16 protein-coding genes are annotated in these 15624 nt (G+C 65.6%); 8 read left to right on the top strand and 8 right to left on the bottom strand.

Features of this window, described 5'->3' with window-relative positions; genetic code table 11:
* The first annotated feature begins 6 nt into the window (after window positions 1–6).
* Both KHF85_RS14825 and KHF85_RS14820 read left to right on the top strand, forming a co-directional pair.
* Window positions 7–684: a response regulator transcription factor gene (locus KHF85_RS14825; RefSeq protein WP_003466405.1), complete on the top strand. Its 678-nt coding sequence runs from the start codon at window positions 7–9 to the stop codon at window positions 682–684.
* Window positions 677–2011 (top strand): sensor histidine kinase, encoded by a 1335-nt coding sequence (locus tag KHF85_RS14820; RefSeq protein WP_284567242.1) that lies wholly within the window; start codon window positions 677–679, stop codon window positions 2009–2011. The genes KHF85_RS14825 and KHF85_RS14820 overlap by 8 nt, the downstream gene beginning before the upstream one ends.
* Before the next feature lie 122 nt (window positions 2012–2133).
* Here KHF85_RS14820 and coaE read toward each other — a convergent pair whose 3' ends face one another.
* Genes coaE through KHF85_RS14805 form a run of 3 tightly spaced genes read right to left on the bottom strand, consistent with a single transcriptional unit; the run spans window position 2134 to window position 4897 of the window.
* A complete protein-coding gene (coaE, locus tag KHF85_RS14815) occupies window positions 2134–2754 on the bottom strand; it encodes a dephospho-CoA kinase (protein ID WP_284567241.1) in 621 nt (206 codons plus the stop codon).
* Window positions 2755–2767: 13 nt separating this feature from the next.
* Window positions 2768–3631, bottom strand: coding sequence for a prepilin peptidase (locus tag KHF85_RS14810; protein ID WP_284567240.1), 864 nt, complete (start codon window positions 3629–3631; stop codon window positions 2768–2770).
* A gap of 6 nt (window positions 3632–3637) precedes the next feature.
* Window positions 3638–4897: a type II secretion system F family protein gene (locus KHF85_RS14805; RefSeq protein WP_284567239.1), complete on the bottom strand. Its 1260-nt coding sequence runs from the start codon at window positions 4895–4897 to the stop codon at window positions 3638–3640.
* Between the two features lie 385 nt (window positions 4898–5282).
* Here KHF85_RS14805 and KHF85_RS14800 point away from each other — a divergent pair, with 385 nt between their 5' ends.
* Window positions 5283–5699, top strand: coding sequence for a pilin (locus tag KHF85_RS14800; RefSeq protein ID WP_284567238.1), 417 nt, complete (start codon window positions 5283–5285; stop codon window positions 5697–5699).
* A 126-nt stretch (window positions 5700–5825) separates the two neighbouring features.
* Here KHF85_RS14800 and KHF85_RS14795 read toward each other — a convergent pair whose 3' ends face one another.
* Window positions 5826–6269: a hypothetical protein gene (locus KHF85_RS14795; protein WP_284567237.1), complete on the bottom strand. Its 444-nt coding sequence runs from the start codon at window positions 6267–6269 to the stop codon at window positions 5826–5828.
* 187 nt (window positions 6270–6456) lie between these two features.
* On the opposite strand from KHF85_RS14795, the gene pilB reads away from it, so the two are divergent.
* A complete protein-coding gene (gene pilB / locus KHF85_RS14790; RefSeq protein WP_039005784.1) occupies window positions 6457–8193 on the top strand; it encodes a type IV-A pilus assembly ATPase PilB in 1737 nt (578 codons plus the stop codon).
* 9 nt (window positions 8194–8202) lie between these two features.
* On the opposite strand, the gene KHF85_RS14785 is transcribed toward pilB, so the two are convergent.
* From KHF85_RS14785 to KHF85_RS14770, 4 genes are all read right to left on the bottom strand, one after another.
* Window positions 8203–8820, bottom strand: a complete 618-nt coding sequence (locus tag KHF85_RS14785) for a Fic/DOC family protein (protein WP_284567236.1) — start codon at window positions 8818–8820, stop codon at window positions 8203–8205.
* The gene (locus tag KHF85_RS14780; protein ID WP_003477093.1) at window positions 8817–8999 is read right to left on the bottom strand and encodes a YhfG family protein; all 183 of its coding nucleotides are present in this window, start codon (window positions 8997–8999) and stop codon (window positions 8817–8819) included. The genes KHF85_RS14785 and KHF85_RS14780 overlap by 4 nt, the downstream gene beginning before the upstream one ends.
* A gap of 188 nt (window positions 9000–9187) precedes the next feature.
* Window positions 9188–10576, bottom strand: a complete 1389-nt coding sequence (locus tag KHF85_RS14775; protein WP_284567235.1) for a sigma-54-dependent transcriptional regulator — start codon at window positions 10574–10576, stop codon at window positions 9188–9190.
* Between the two features lie 74 nt (window positions 10577–10650).
* Entirely contained in the window at window positions 10651–12264 is a 1614-nt protein-coding gene (locus KHF85_RS14770; protein WP_284567234.1) for a sensor histidine kinase, read from the bottom strand.
* 242 nt (window positions 12265–12506) lie between these two features.
* Here KHF85_RS14770 and sucC point away from each other — a divergent pair, with 242 nt between their 5' ends.
* The 4 genes from sucC (at window position 12507) to KHF85_RS14755 (ending at window position 15519) form a co-directional block, all read left to right on the top strand.
* Window positions 12507–13670, top strand: a complete 1164-nt coding sequence (gene sucC / locus KHF85_RS14765; protein WP_053833739.1) for an ADP-forming succinate--CoA ligase subunit beta — start codon at window positions 12507–12509, stop codon at window positions 13668–13670.
* 23 nt (window positions 13671–13693) lie between these two features.
* Complete coding sequence (gene sucD / locus KHF85_RS14760) at window positions 13694–14566, top strand: succinate--CoA ligase subunit alpha (protein ID WP_009580520.1); 873 nt, start codon at window positions 13694–13696, stop codon at window positions 14564–14566.
* A gap of 298 nt (window positions 14567–14864) precedes the next feature.
* Window positions 14865–15347 carry a hypothetical protein gene (locus KHF85_RS20730; protein WP_458296507.1) on the top strand — a complete coding sequence of 161 codons (483 nt, stop codon included), beginning with the start codon at window positions 14865–14867 and terminating at the stop codon, window positions 15345–15347.
* Entirely contained in the window at window positions 15280–15519 is a 240-nt protein-coding gene (locus KHF85_RS14755) for a hypothetical protein (RefSeq protein ID WP_284567233.1), read from the top strand. The genes KHF85_RS20730 and KHF85_RS14755 overlap by 68 nt, the downstream gene beginning before the upstream one ends.
* The last annotated feature ends 105 nt before the right edge of the window (window positions 15520–15624 follow it).

Raw genomic sequence — 15624 nt, 5'->3', positions numbered from 1 at the left:
ATGTTGGTGCGAATTCTAGTGATCGAAGACAACAGCGATATCGCTGCCAACCTGGGCGACTACCTCGAAGACCGCGGGCACACGGTGGATTTCGCCGCCGACGGCGTCACCGGCCTGCACCTGGCGGTCGTGCACGAATTCGATGCGATCGTGCTCGACCTCAACCTGCCGGGCATGGACGGCATCGAAGTGTGCCGCAAGCTGCGCAACGAAGCGCGCAAGCAGACCCCGGTGCTGATGCTCACCGCCCGCGACTCGCTGGACAACAAGCTGGCAGGCTTCGATTCCGGCGCCGACGACTACCTGATCAAGCCGTTCGCGCTGCAGGAAGTGGAAGTGCGGCTCAACGCGCTGTCGCGCCGCGGCAAGGGCGTGCACACCCGCGTGCTGGAGACCGGCGACCTGGAATACAACCTGGACACGCTGGAAGTGCGGCGCCAGGGCAAGCTGCTGCAGCTCAACCCGACCGCGCTGAAGATCCTGCAGTCGCTGATGGAAGCCTCGCCTGCGGTGGTGACCCGGCAGGAACTGGAAACCCGCGTGTGGGGCGAGGAACTGCCGGACTCGGACTCGCTGCGCGTGCACATCCACGGCCTGCGCGCGGTGGTGGACAAGCCGTTCGAGGTGCCGATGATCCAGACCCGCCACGGTATTGGCTACCGCATCGCCGCGCCCGATGCCTGAAGCTGGAGAGTTGCCGCGGGCGGTGCGGCGGCGCGGACGCTACCGCCGCCGCCTGCGCAGCCGCATCATCCTGTCCTTCGTGCTGTTGGGCTTCGGCCTGACCGCACTGTTTGCGTTCGCCACCAACTGGGCGCGCGCGCGGGTGGAGAACCAGCTGGTCGAAGACGTGATGAATCGCAATATCGACGCCTTCGCCCAGCGTTTCTATTCTGATCGAAGTCGCAATCCGGATCTGCCAGTTCAGCAGATTCGCGCATTTGTGTTCACCCGCGACAAGTTCGACCGCGTGCGGCAGGAGCGCCCTGATTGGGCGCGACTCCCTAACGGCAACCACAACATTGTCGGACTGGACGAACATGGAGACCCATTTGCCTACAAGCTGGCGGTGCGCAAGACACAGAGCGAGTGGTTTTTCCTCGCCTATGACATGACTCAAACGCTGCGTAGCGAAGTTCAACTCAAGCGCGCACTTCTGCTCTCGGTACTGGTGTTCAGTGCGCTGTCGCTAGTGATCGGCTGGTGGTCGGCGTCGCGGGTGATGCGCCCGGTCTCGGATCTGGCCGCGCGGCTGCGTGCCTATCGCGGCAGCAGCGACCCCAAGCCGCTGGCGCCGCATTTCCCCGACGACGAAGTCGGCCAGCTGGCCGAAGCGCTGGACGACTACTCGGGCCGGCTCACCGAAGTCGTGCAGCGCGACCGCGAGTTCAACGCCGACGTCAGCCACGAGCTGCGCACGCCGCTGGCGGTGATCCGCGGCGCCACCGAGCTGCTGCTGACCCGTCCCAATCTCGATGAGAAGGTGTTGCAGCGCCTGCAGCGCATCCAGCGCGCCGAACAGCAATGCAGCGACCTGATCGGCTCGCTGCTGCTGCTGTCGCGCAACGAGCGCGGGCAGGGCAACAGCAACGTGGCCAAGGTCGCCGAACAACTGATCGAGTCGCACCGCGCGCAGCTGGGCGGCAAGCCGCTGCAACTGCTGCTGGAAGGCGAGCGCAACCTGATCATCGACGCGCCGGAGTCGGCGCTGTCGGTGGCGCTGGGCAACCTGATCGGCAACGCGGTCAAGTACACCCAGGAGGGTCAGGTGGTGGTGCGGGTGCTGAGCGATGCGGTGCAGGTGATCGACTCCGGCCCCGGCCTCAGCGCGGAAGATGCCGCCAAGCTGTTCCAGCGCGGCTACCGCGGCACCCACGCCGGACATTCGCAGGGCGGCGGCATCGGGCTGTCGATCGTCAGCCGCCTGTGCGACCTGTACGGCTGGCAGGTCAACGTGCGCCCGGGCGCCTCCAAGGGCGTGGTGGCGACGCTGTGGTTCAGGCCGGCATGACCGAACTCGGACGAGCCCCGGCTTCTGTAGGAGCGGCTTCAGCCGCGACCGGATCTTACTGGTGAAGCCCGGTCGCGGCTGAAGCCGCTCCTACAAAAAACGCATCGCCGGGTCGGAACTCCTTATGCGACCTTCGCCGCCGCCAATGCGCGGTACTGCCGATCCAGCGCATCCGCCGCGTCCTGCAACCGCTCGGCGTCGCCATCGTTCACCACCACATCGTCGGCGATCGCCAGCCGCGCCGCGCGTGTGGCCTGCGCCGCGATCATCCGCTGCGCCAACTCGGCGCTGATGCCATCGCGCTGCATCAGGCGCGTATGCTGCAGCGCTTCGGGCGCATCGACCACCACGATCCGGTCCAGCCACGGATACGCGGCGCGCGCGCCGACTTCGGTCAACAGCGGGATCGCTGCCACGGCATAGGAGCTGGCGGCCTCGCGGCACGCTCGCTGCAGCAGCGCACGAATCGCCGGATGGGTGATCGCCTCCAGGTCTCGGCGCGCTACCGGATCTTCGAAGATACGCTGGCGCAGCGCGGCGCGATCGAGGCTGCCGTCCTCGCGCAGCAGTTGCGTACCGAAACGGGTCACGATCTGCGCCAGCGCCGGATGCCTGGGCGCGACCACCGCGCGGGCGGCCACGTCGGCATCGGCCACCACGATGCCCTTGGCCTCGAAGCGGCGGCTCAGTTCGCTCTTGCCGGAGGCCACGCCGCCGGTGAGGCCGACGATGAAATCGCTCACCGCGCCGCTCCGCTCAGCGCAGTCCGGACCAGCGCATGTAGGTATCGATGATTTCCGTGCCCCAGAAGAACACGATCCAGCCGGCGATGGCCAGATACGGGCCGAACGGAATGGGCGTGGCCCGGTCGCGGCCCTTGGCCGCCAGCCAGATCGAGCCCAGCACCGCGCCGACCAACGAGGAGATCAGGATCGTCGGCAGGATGCCCTTCAACCCGCACCAGGCGCCGATGGCCGCCAGCAGCTTGAAGTCGCCATGTCCCATCCCTTCCTTGCCGGTGATCTGCTTGAACAGCCACCACACCGACCACAGCGACACATAGCCGACCGCCGCGCCGAGCAGCGCCGGCTTGGCCGGCATGTACAGATTGTCCATGCTGCCGACCAGACCCAGCCACATCAGCGGTAGCGTCAGCTGGTCCGGCAGCAAGCGGGTGCGCAGGTCGATCCCCGACATCGCGACCAGGAAGCAGCTGAACACGATCGCGCCGAACCCCTGCCAGCCGAAGCCGAAGCGCCAGACGCTGGCGGCCACCAGCAGGCTGGTCAGCATCTCCACCAGCGGGTACTGGATCGAGATCGGCGCATGGCAATGCCGGCACTTGCCGCGCAGGGCCAGCCAGCTGAACAGCGGAATGTTCTCGAACCAGGACAGCTTGTGCTTGCAGTGCGGGCAGTGCGACGGCTCGACCACGATCCCGGGCGGCGGCGGATCGTAGAGGTCCGGCAGCTCCAGGATCTCGCGCGAATCGCGCTTCCACTGCCACTCCATGCGCTTGGGCAGGCGCAGGATCACCACATTGAGGAAACTGCCTACCAGCAAGCCCAGCCCCGCCGCGGCGGGAAAGCCGAGGCCGGGGTGTTGATCGAGAAATGCCATTAATGCTTATCCAACGACGGAGCCTAACTTGAAGATGGGCAGGTACATGCCGATGACCATGCCGCCGACGATGGTGCCGATGAACACCATGATCAACGGTTCCAGCAGGCTGCTCAACGCATCGACCGCATTGTTCACCTCCTGCTCGAAGTACTCGGCCACCTTGAACAGCATCGCATCCAGCGCGCCGGCTTCTTCGCCGATGGCGGTCATCTGGATGACCATGTGCGGAAACAGGTTGGTCTGCTTCATCGCCATGTTGACCGGGTAGCCCACCGACACGTCGTCGCGCATGCGCAGCACGGCTTTCTCGTAGACGCTGTTGCCGGTGGCGCCGGCGACGATGTCCAGCGCCTCCACCAACGGGACGCCGGCGCGGAAGGTGACGCCCAGTGTCCGCGAGAAGCGGGCCACGGAGCTGTTGTGCATGATCTGGCCGATGATCGGCACCTTCAGGATCAGCCGGTCCATGCCGTGCTGCATCGACGGCGAGCGCTTGTAGGCGAAGATGAAGCCGACGATGCTGCCAACCAGCACGATCAGCAGGAGCAACCAATAAGCCACCATAAAGCGTGAAGCGGCGACGATCATCTGAGTGAATGCGGGTAACTCCGCGCCAAACCCTTTGAAGACATCCTCGAATTGCGGGACCACCCACACCAGCAGGATCGAGCTGACCAGCAGCGCCACCGCCATGACCGCGGCCGGATAGAACAAGGCTTTCTTGATCTTGCCCTTCAGCGCCTCGGTGTTTTCCTTGTAGGTGGCTACCGTCTCCAGCACGGTTTCGAGTACGCCGGCGCCTTCGCCGGCCTTGACCAGGTTGCGGTAGAGCTCATCGAACTGGACCGGATGCTTGCTGATCGCTTCATAGAGCGACGAGCCGCCTTCGATGTCGGTGCGGACCTGGCCCACCATCTTCTTCATGCGCGGGTTCTTGTGCCCGCTGCCGATGATCTCCAGCGATCCCACGATGGGGACGCCCGACTTCATCATGGTCGCCATCTGGCGGCTGAAGAAGGCGATGTCCTTCGCGCTGATCTTGCTGCCGGCGGCGCCGAACAAGGGCTTGGGTTTCGGCTTGACCACCGACGGGGTGATGCCCTGGCGGCGCAATTCCGCACGCAGCAGGTTGGCGTTCTTGGCGGTCTGCTCGCCCTTCATCTTGATGCCGCGCTTGTCGGTTCCCTCCCAGACAAACGACACTTGCTGGCTGGTGTTGCGTGCGACCGGCTCTTTTTTGACTGCACTGCGCGTTGCGGACATCAGGTGTGCTCCCCGTCCAGCCATCCCCAGGTGGACATAGAGAGCATGGTATCGGTTTCGGCAGCGGCTGGCATCTGGGCGACCTGGCCCAAGGCCGTGCCCCGGTGGCGGGGAGCCGAAATTCCGCCGAAGTGACGCTGGGCGTCACTTTGCGCCCTATTCCGGCACAGGGGAAGGCTCGTCGCAGATATCTTCTTTGCTCCTGTCCGAGGGCATTCCATGAGGCATCATGCGCTCCGGGGAGCAGAGGGCGCGCGTGGGGAAGTTGGCACGCGGCCTGCTTGCATCGCCCGCACGTGGCGCTCTGCCGCGCGGCGCTCGAGGGGTAGCAAGCTCCGCGGGCCGAGTGTCTGCCAACTTACGCACCATCTCTAGGGGATTCACTATGAAGAAGCAGCAGGGCTTTACCCTGATCGAACTGATGATCGTCATTGCGATCATTGCCATCCTGGCCGCCATTGCGCTGCCCGCATACCAGAATTATGTTGCCAAGTCCCAGGTAGCAGCTGGTCTTTCGGAAATCACCCCTGGTAAAACTCAATACGAGGTGATGGTTAATGAAGGGAAAGCCTCGACCATCACACCGGACCTCATCGGCCTTAAGACTTCAAATCGTTGCACCGTCACTACTCCTAACCCCGGTGAAACTGGTTCTATTAATTGTGCTTTATTGAATGTAAGCCCTAAGGTTGCGGGAAAGAGCATCATTTGGACGCGCGCCGCCGACGGTACTTGGGCATGTTCAACCGATCTCGCTGCGACCGACAAGCCTAAATACGCACCTGCTACCTGTCAGGGCTAAGGTTTGTAAAAAGCCCCGCGTTGGCGGGGCTTTTTATTGGATAAGGAAATAAAGGGGCCTGGAATAACCAAGCCAGGAAATTCCCAAATAACGGGGCCAGAGGAAATATCCGCTTGAACTTCCCGTTCAAGCATGCTCCGATTTCCTCGGCCGCCCAGGCTGCTGGACGTGAACCGGACGATTCAGCGTTCGCGCTACCATGGCTTGAAAGCGCGGATGGCCGAGCGCGCGTTCCCGTTGAAGAGGCAGGCGAATGGCGTGCAATTCGTCGCCGGTGACGCCTTGATTCAGCCACTGGCGATAGCTGGTGGCTCGGCCTGCCGGGTCGGCGCCGAGTGCAAGATAGGCCGGATGCGGCGAAAGGGTGGGGTCGGCTGCGATTCCCAGGCTGAAACGCGCGCTGGACCACTGGTCATCCTCTGCCGCAGTGGTCATGGCGCCCCGGACGGGATTGAGTTCGATGTAGCGATGAACCCTCAGCAGGTAGCGCTCCAAATCGACGATGCAGGACTTGAAGCGTCCTTCCCACAAGGTGCCGGTACGCCCATGCTTGCGATTGAATACCAGCACATAGCGCTGCCCCAGTCACCGCATCGCAGCCGATAGCCGCCCAGGTGCCGGTGGCGTCAGCAGCAACTGCACGTGGTTGTGGCCGAGCGCGCATCGAACGTTGAACCTGCCTCCCAGGTTGCTATTCCCGCGGGACGTGCGGGAACGACCGATGCGTTATTCTTGCCCGGGTAGCCTAGGGGACCATATGAACGCTGTGACATCCGCCAATCTCGTCGGCATCACCGGCATCGCGCGCCGCCTGGTTCAGGATGGCGCGCTCGAGGAAACGGCTGCGCGGACCGCGATGGCGCATGCCGCCGAGGCGAAAATCCCGCTGCCGCAGTGGTTCTCGGACAAGAAGCTGGTCACCGCGGCGCAGCTGGCCGCCGCCAATGCGCTGGAGTTCGGGATGCCGTTGCTGGACGTGTCGGTGTTCGATGCCAGCCAGAGCGCGATGAAGCTGGTCAGCGAGGAGCTGTTGCACAAGCACCAGGTGCTGCCGCTGTTTAAGCGCGGCAACCGCCTGTTCGTCGGGATGAGCAATCCGACCCAGACCCGGGCGCTGGACGATATCAAGTTCCATACCAATTTGACGGTCGAGCCGATCCTGGTCGATGAGGACCAGATCCGGCGCACCCTGGAACAGTGGCAGGCGAGCAACGATGCGATCGGCGACGCGTTGGGCGACGACGACGAGGCCATGGGCAAGCTCGAGGTCGGTGCCGGTGACGAGGACATGGGCAGCGGCGGCGATACCGGCGTCGATGCCAAGGGCGACGATACGCCCGTGGTCAAGTTCGTGAACAAGATGCTGGTCGATGCGATCCGCCGCGGCGCCTCGGACATCCATTTCGAGCCGTACGAGGACGATTACCGGGTGCGGCTGCGCATCGACGGCCTGCTCAAGAGCGTGGCCAGGGCGCCGGTCAAGCTCAACCAGCGCATTGCCGCGCGGCTCAAGGTGATGTCGCAGCTGGACATCGCCGAGAAGCGCGTGCCGCAGGACGGGCGCATCAAGCTCAACCTGTCCAAGAGCAAGCAGATCGATTTCCGCGTCAGCACGCTGCCGACGCTGTTCGGCGAGAAGATCGTGCTGCGTATCCTCGATGGCAGCGCGGCCAAGCTGGGCATCGACAAGCTCGGCTACGAGCCGGAACAGCAAAAACTCTTTCTGGATGCGATCCACAAGCCCTACGGCATGGTGCTGGTGACCGGTCCGACCGGTTCGGGCAAGACGGTGTCGCTGTACACCGCGCTGGGCATCCTCAACGACGAGACCCGCAACATCTCCACCGCCGAGGATCCGGTGGAAATCCGCCTGCCCGGGGTCAATCAGGTGCAGCAGAACAACAAGCGCGGCATGACCTTCGCCGTGGCGCTGCGCTCGTTCCTGCGCCAGGATCCGGACATCATCATGGTCGGCGAGATCCGCGACCTGGAGACCGCCGAGATCGCGATCAAGGCGGCGCAGACCGGCCACATGGTGCTGTCCACGCTGCACACCAACGATGCGCCGCAGACCATCGCGCGGCTGATGAACATGGGCATCGCGCCGTACAACATCACCAGTTCGGTGACGCTGGTGATCGCGCAGCGCCTGGCGCGGCGGTTGTGCAACAACTGCAAGCGCCCGACCCAGCTGCCGCACAATGCGCTGCTGGCCGAGGGCTTCAGCGAGGCGGAAGTGGCCGCCGGCATCCAGCTGTACGAGGCGGTGGGCTGCGACGAGTGCACCGAGGGCTACAAGGGCCGCACCGGCATCTACCAGGTGATGCCGATGAACGACGAGATCGCGGCGATCGTGCTGCAGGGCGGCAACGCGATGGACATCGCCCAGGCCGCGCAGAAGATCGGGGTCAAGGATCTGCGCCAGTCGGCGCTGCTCAAGGCACGCGCCGGCATCACCAGCCTGGCGGAGATCAATCGCGTGACCAAGGATTGAGTGCGGGCGTCAGCGAAATTCCGGATCGGCTTCTTGCGGATTGATCTGGTCGATGCATGCGTCGAACACCGTCTGCAGCGGAACATGATCGCAGCGGACGGCTGCAATGCAGGCTTGTACCCATTGGGTCGCGTCGATGCGTCGCCATGCAACGGCTAGTCCGTTGAGCAGCAGCCAGTGCTCGAAAAATAGGCGCTGGGTGCGTCCGTTGCCTTCCCGGAATGGATGCACCATGTTCAATTCGCCGTAGAACTCGGCGATCAGGCGGATCTGTTCGGGACGGGAGAGTGAGCCAAGATCGGTTGCATCGAGCGCACTCAGCAAGCGGTTGGTTTCAGGTTCGATACGGGCGCTGTTGCAGAATCTTGTCGTGTCCTTGGCGATGTCCACGGTTCTGAGCGTGCCTGCCCATTCATAGACTTCGTCGAACAATTGGCGATGCAGGCTGCATAGGTACGCGAGATCGAACGGTGGTGCGTCGATCTCTATGGTTTCGAGCGCAGTGGCAGCAAAAGCTGCTTCGGCTGCTTGCAATGTGTCCGGGTCGATGATGTTCAGCTTGTTTCTTAGAACACCGGTGCCGGGGTAGCAGGCAGGGTCGTCCGAAACCGCGTACTTGCTGCTCATCCGCGCAGCGCGGTCACCAGGTATTTCTTGCGCAGCGCGTCCTTACTGGGCAAGGGGGCAAGATTGTCCATCGCCGTGGCGGTTGTCTTGATGCCTTCCAGCCGTTGGCTGGCGGCGAAATTTTCCCGGCGGGTCGCGTGGTAGTGCAGAACGAGCGTCTCGCGCTTGAGCTTTTTCATGGCTGTTCCCTTCGGTGCCGTGCCTGCTCATTATACCGGACTGGGCAATGGGCCGGGATTCGGCCTTTGGCATTGGCGATGCGCAAGAGCGGAGCAGCGGCTCTTCGTTCTGGCCTTGATCCGAATTTTTTACTTGGGCCGAATTCAGGGGCGGGAATCTCAATCCCGATTCCCCATTTCTGGCGCTTCTACTCCATCCCCAGCTTCTTCAGCTTGTAGCGCAGCGCACGGAAGGTGATGCCGAGCTGGGCGGCGGTGCGGGTCTTGTTCCAGCGGTTCTCTTCCAGCGCCTTCTGGATCGCGGCGCGCTCGAGCTGCTCGATGTAGGAGGGCAGGGCCGAGGAGGTCGGGTCGATGTCGACCACGCCGGGCGGCAGCGCGGGCGCGGCTTCGGCCGCGGCGCGGGCGCTGTTGCCGGGCTGCGGCAGGTGCAGGTCGGCGGCGCTGATCTGGGCGTCTTCGGCCATTGCCAGGGCGCGCTCGAGGATGTTCTCCAGTTCGCGCACGTTGCCGGGGAAGGCGTAGCGGTTCAGCGCGTCCAGCGCCGACGGCGACAGCAGCGGGGTGGCCCGGCCATGGCTCTTGGCCAGCCGTGCCAGGATCGCCGCGGCCAGTTGCGGCAGGTCGCCGCCGCGGTCGCGCAGCGGCGGCACGCGCAGTTCGATCACGTTGATGCGGTAGTACAGGTCGTGGCGGAAGCGGCCGTCGGCGACCAGGTCGGCCAGGTCCTTGTGCGTGGCCGAGAGGATGCGCACGTCGGTGGGCACTTCGGTCGAGGCGCCGACCGGGCGCACCGATTTCTCCTGGATCGCGCGCAGCAGCTTGACCTGCATCGCCAGCGGCAGCTCGGCCACTTCGTCCAGGAACAGGGTGCCGCCGTGTGCGGCCTGGAACAGGCCGGCCTGGTCGGCATGCGCGCCGGTGAAGCTGCCTTTCTTGTGGCCGAAGAATTCGCTTTCCATCAGTTCGGCCGGGATCGCGCCGCAGTTGACCGGCACGAACGGCCCGGCCGCGCGCGCGCCCTGCTCATGGATGGTGCGCGCGACCAGCTCCTTGCCGACGCCGGATTCGCCGAGGATGTAGACCGGCGCCTGGCTGCGCGCGACCTTGGCGATGGTGGCGCGCAGCACGTCCATCGCCGCCGAGACGCCGAGCAGGCGGCTGGCCTGTTCCGGCGGCGGCGCTGGCGGCGCGGCGCGTTCGCTGTTGTTGAGTTCCAGCGCATGCTTGACCAGGCCGCGCAGCACGTGGAGGTCCACCGGCTTGCTGACGAAGTCGAAGGCGCCGGCCTTGAGCGCTTCCACCGCCAGGTCCATGCTGCCGAAGGCGGTGATCATCGCCACCGGCGTGCGCGGGTAGTGGCGGGCGATCTCGCTGACCAGTTCGATGCCGTTGCCGTCGGGCAGGCGCATGTCGGTGATGCACAGGTCGTAGGGATTGCTCGCCAGCAGTTCGCGGGCTTCGGCGAGGTTGGCGGCGGTGCTGATGCGCAGCCCCATCCTGCCCAGGGTCAGCACCAGCAGTTCGCGGATGTCGCGTTCGTCGTCGACGACCAGGGCGCTTCGGGTTTCGTTCATGTGCGGAAAAGATAGCCCAGGTGCGGGGGAAGCGCCAAATCATCGGCGCGGCAGGGTGCTCGGTGACGTGCGTCTCAACCCGAGAGCATGGTGTGCGGGCCGGGCAAGGCCACGCGGAAGCAGGCGCCGCCGGCCGGCACCGGGACGTATTCCAGGCGTGCCTGGTTGGCCCGGCACAGTTCGCGGGCGATATACAGGCCCAGCCCGGTGCCGTGTTCGGAGGTGGTGAAGAACGGGCGGAACAGCTGCGCGGCGACCGCTTCGGGAATGCCGGGGCCGCGGTCCATGACATCGACGATGGCATGGCGTTCCTGCATCGCCACGCGCAGCCGCACCCGCGCCGGTTCCTCCATCACCCGGCCGTACTTGAGCGCGTTGTGCACCAGCGCGCTGAGGATCTGGTGCAGGTGCTTGGGATCGACCAGCGCGTGCACCGGCTGCGGGGCGAGGATGGCTTCCAGGCTGTCGGTCTCGATCGACAGGGTCTGCCGGTATTCCAGCACGAAGCGGCGCACGAACTCGCCCAGGTCCAGGTTCTCCGGATTGGAGCGCTCGCGCCGGGCCAGCCCCAGCACGCTCTCGACGATGCCGTTGGTGCGCTGGCACTGCATGTGGATGATCTGCAGCAGGCGGCGGTCGGTATCGCCGATCGCCGGCGACTCCTCGAGCAGCTGCGAGGCGTAGCTGATCGCGGCCAGGGGGTTGCGGATCTCGTGCGCCAGGCTGGCCGAGAAGCGGCCCAGCGCCGACAGGGTGAGGGATTCGGCGCGCCGCGACACCACCGTGGCATCGTCCAGGAACACCAGGGTCAGGTCGCCTTCCATCAGCAGCCGGGCGAAGCGCGGCTGCACCTCGGGCTGGTCCGGCGACAGCTGCAGCGGGGTTTCTTCCTGGTTCCAGCCGTTGCGCCAGCGCTGCAGCCGCTTGCCCAGTTCCGGCGCGGCGCTGAGCAGGTCCAGGCGGCCGCTGGCGCTGTTGCCGTCGGCGTCGCCGAGCAGGGCCGAGGCGGCCTCGTTGGCCAGGGTGACGCGGTTCTGCGCATCCACCACCAGCACCCCGGTGCGCATGCGGCGGATGATCAACTCGTTGATTTCGTAGAGATTGGCCACTTCGGCGCCGCGCCGGTCGGCCAGCCGTTGGCTGCTGCGCGCGCGCTGCCCGATCTGGTAGCAGATGTAGGCCACCGCCAGGTAGCTGGTGGCGAACATGGCCAGTTCGGCCAGGCTGCGGGTGCTCTCGCCGCCGTCCAGCGAGGTCCACAGGTATTCCAGCAGGGTCGCCGCGGTGGCGCTCAGGGCGACGCCGAGGCCGTAGCGCAGCGGCAGCAGCATCGCCGCGGCGGCGACGTTGAACAGCAGCATCATCGCGATGCCGGCGCTGGCCGCCGGCAGCGCGTGCGCGGCCAGGGTGGCCGCCGCGATGTCCGCGGTCGCGCTGCAGAACACGATCGGGATCAGGTGGCGTTCGTTGCGGCCCCACAACAGCAGCAGCAGCGCCACCAGCAGGTAGGCACCGGCCAGCCCGACCGCCAGTTGCGGGAACCGCGGCTCGCCGACCAGCACGCTCAACGGGCTGAACACCAGCGCGGCGATCAGCCCGGCCACCAGCACCCGGTACAGCGCGAAGAAATACAGTTCGCGGCGCGGGATGGACTCGATGCGATCGATGAGCGAGGCGCTTGTGGTCAAGCCGGACTCCAGCCAGGCGATGGACGGCGGGAGTATAGGGGGCGTGTCGTGGAATGCGATGGCAGGGGCGCGCGATCGGGGCGCTGTCGTCTTCCGGAGGCGCCATTTTGCGGGCGCCGGACCGGGGCTTTTGCGCCGCCGCCCAGGGTCGGCCACAATATGCGGCCCGTCCCCACCGTTCAGGCCCCCATCCAAGGGCCAGGATCGCTGCGCGACGGTCGTTCCTCTTCCCACGGTGACGCATGAATTTCCACGAATACCAGGCGAAACAACTGTTTGCCGACTACGGCATCCCGGTCCCGGCCGGACGCGTCGCGTCCACGCCCGAAGAAGCTGTCGAAGCGGCCAATGCCCTGGGCAATGGCCCCTGGATGGTCAAGGCCCAGATCCACGCGGGCGGCCGCGGCAAGGCCGGCGGCGTGAAGTTCTGCAAGACCACCGACGACGTCAAGGCCGCGGCGGCCAAGATGCTCGGCACCTCGATGGAGACCTATCAGTCCGCTGGCGTGGCCCTGCCGATCGGCCTGGTGCTGGTCACCGAGGCCGGCGAGATCGCCAAGGAACTGTACCTGTCGGTGCTGGTGGACCGCGGTACCCAGTCGATCACCTACATCGCCTCGTCGGAAGGCGGTGTGGACATCGAGCAGGTCGCCGCCGAGACCCCCGAGAAGATCCAGTCGCTCAACGTCAACTTCGTCGAAGGCCTGCAGCCCTACCAGGCGCGCGAGATCGGCTTCAAGCTCGGCCTCAACGCCAAGCAGGCCAACCAGCTGGCCAAGATCATGGGCGGCCTGTACACCCTGTTCAACGAAAAGGACCTGGCGCTGGTCGAACTGAACCCGCTGGCGATCCTGGACAGCGGCGACCTGTACGCGCTCGACGGCAAGGTCAACTCCGACGACAACGCCACCTTCCGCCACAAGGATCTGGCCGCCATGCGCGACAAGACCCAGGAAGACGAGGCCGAAGTGCGCGCCAGCGAGTACGACCTGAACTACGTGACCATGGACGGCAACATCGGCTGCATGGTCAACGGCGCCGGCCTGGCCATGGCCACCATGGACGTGATCGCGCTCAACGGCGGTGCGCCGGCCAACTTCCTGGACGTCGGCGGCGGCGCCACCAAGGAGCGCGTGACCGAGGCGTTCAAGCTGATCCTGTCCTCGGACAAGGTCAAGGCGATCTTCGTCAACATCTTCGGCGGCATCGTCCGCTGCGACATGATCGCCGAGGGCATCATCGCCGCGGTCAAGGAAGTGGACGTCAAGGTGCCGGTGGTGGTGCGTCTGGAAGGCACCAATGTCGAGGCAGGCAAGAAGCTGCTGGCCGACTCCGGCCTGGCCATCACCCCGGCTGACGACATCAACGATGGCGCCAAGAAGGTCGTCGCAGCCGTCGCTGCCTGAACCCACGAGACTAGGAAGAATTCATGTCTGTTTTGATCAACAAGAAGACGAAAGTCATCGTGCAGGGCTTTACCGGCCAGCAGGGGACTTTCCACGCGACCCAGATGGTCGAGTACGGCACCCAGGTGGTCGGCGGCGTGACCCCGGGCAAGGGCGGCACCACCCATATCGACCTGCCGGTGTTCAACACCGTGCGCGAAGCGGTCGACGCCACCGGCGCCGATGCGTCGGTGATCTACGTGCCGCCGCCGTTCGCGGCCGACGCGATCCTGGAAGCGGCCTCGGCCGGCATCAAGGTCATCGTCTGCATCACCGAAGGCATCCCCGTGCTGGACATGTTGCGGGTCAAGAACGTGCTGAAGTCGCACCCGGACGTGACCCTGATCGGGCCGAACTGCCCCGGCGTGATCACCCCGGGCGAGTGCAAGATCGGCATCATGCCGGGCCACATCCACATGCCGGGCAAGATCGGCATCGTGTCGCGTTCGGGTACGCTGACCTATGAAGCCGTGAAGCAGACCACCGCCGCCGGCCTGGGCCAGTCCACCGTCATCGGCATCGGCGGCGATCCGATCAACGGCCTGAACTTCGTCGACTGCCTCAAGCTGTTCAACGAAGACCCGCAGACCCAGGGCATCATCATGGTCGGCGAGATCGGCGGCGACGCCGAGGAAGCCGGGGCCGAGTACATCAAGGCCCACGTCAAGAAGCCGGTGGTCGGCTTCATCGCCGGCGCCTCGGCCCCTCCGGGCAAGCGCATGGGCCATGCCGGTGCGATCGCCTCGGGCGGTTCGGGCACCGCTGCCGGCAAGTTCGCGGCGATGGAAGCCGCTGGCGTCAAGACCGTCCGTTCGCCGGGCGACCTGGGCGCGGCGATCGCTTCGCTGGTGAAGTAGGCAACGCGCGGTCCGGTGTGCGGCGCGTCCGTGCCGCATGCGGGGGCCGTGCGCTGGCGGCCATGGTTGCCACCAGCGAGCGTCGAATCGGGCCCCGCAAAAGCGGGGCCTTTTTCGTGGCGCCGCCGTTGGACGCGCGCGCCTGCGTGGATGCCGGCACAGTGCGTCGCCACTGACATCGGCTTGCACAAGAAGCAGCGTAGCGATTGGCGCTGGATGCCATGTGGGAGGCACTTCAGTCCCGACAGATTCCCAAGCCAGTCCCTGAGAGGCTACGCGTCGCGGCTGAAATCCCGCAATGCGTTCGCCGCCCGCAGCGAGTGCTTGTCCGGGAGTCCATTCGTCCCTGCGCGGCCGCCATCGATCACTGCGGCGTTCGTTCCGGTCCCTCCATCGCCACAGGCCGGCGGGCTTCCTCCGATACTCGCCGCCACTTCTGACGATGGCAGGGAGCGGCACAGGTGGGCAGCAGATGGCGGGCAGCGGTATGCGGTTCGGGACTGGCGCTCGGCGCTGGCGGGATCTGCGCGGCGGCGCCGCGCGACTGGTCCAGCTAGGCAGCTCGATCGGCGACAACCGCGATGCCAATTCGCTGGTGGCGCTGGAACTGCACAGCGGGCGCCGGGTGTGGGCGCAGCAATTGGTGCATCACGACCTGTGGGACGCCAAGCTGCCGGCGGGCCGGCGGCCAGGCCACGCCCTCGGTCTATGCGGTGGGCGGCAAGCAATACGTGGGGATCGCCGCCGGCGGCCGCGAGGGCATGGGGGCGCTGGGCGATGACGTGGTCGCCTATACGCTCGACGGCGAGGGCAAGGAGGTGGTGTTCCAGCACGGCGTGGCCGCACGCATGGCGACGCTGGGCATCGTCGCGCTGGGGGTGCTCGCGATTGTGGTGGCGCTGTGGCGGCGCCGGCGGCGTCGGGCGCGGGCTGGAAGTCGCGGTAACGGATGAGGCGATGCGCGGCACGCCACTCCTTGTGGGGGTCGAACATTTTCGCGCCCGATCAATCCAAGTATTCCAGGTTTTATTCGGGTTGGGGCCAGGTGAATAAATGCA

Source organism: Xanthomonas graminis pv. graminis, from assembly GCF_030168915.1.
GTDB classification, from domain to species: domain Bacteria; phylum Pseudomonadota; class Gammaproteobacteria; order Xanthomonadales; family Xanthomonadaceae; genus Xanthomonas_A; species Xanthomonas_A translucens.
This window is presented reverse-complemented; position numbering and strand designations above follow the sequence as displayed.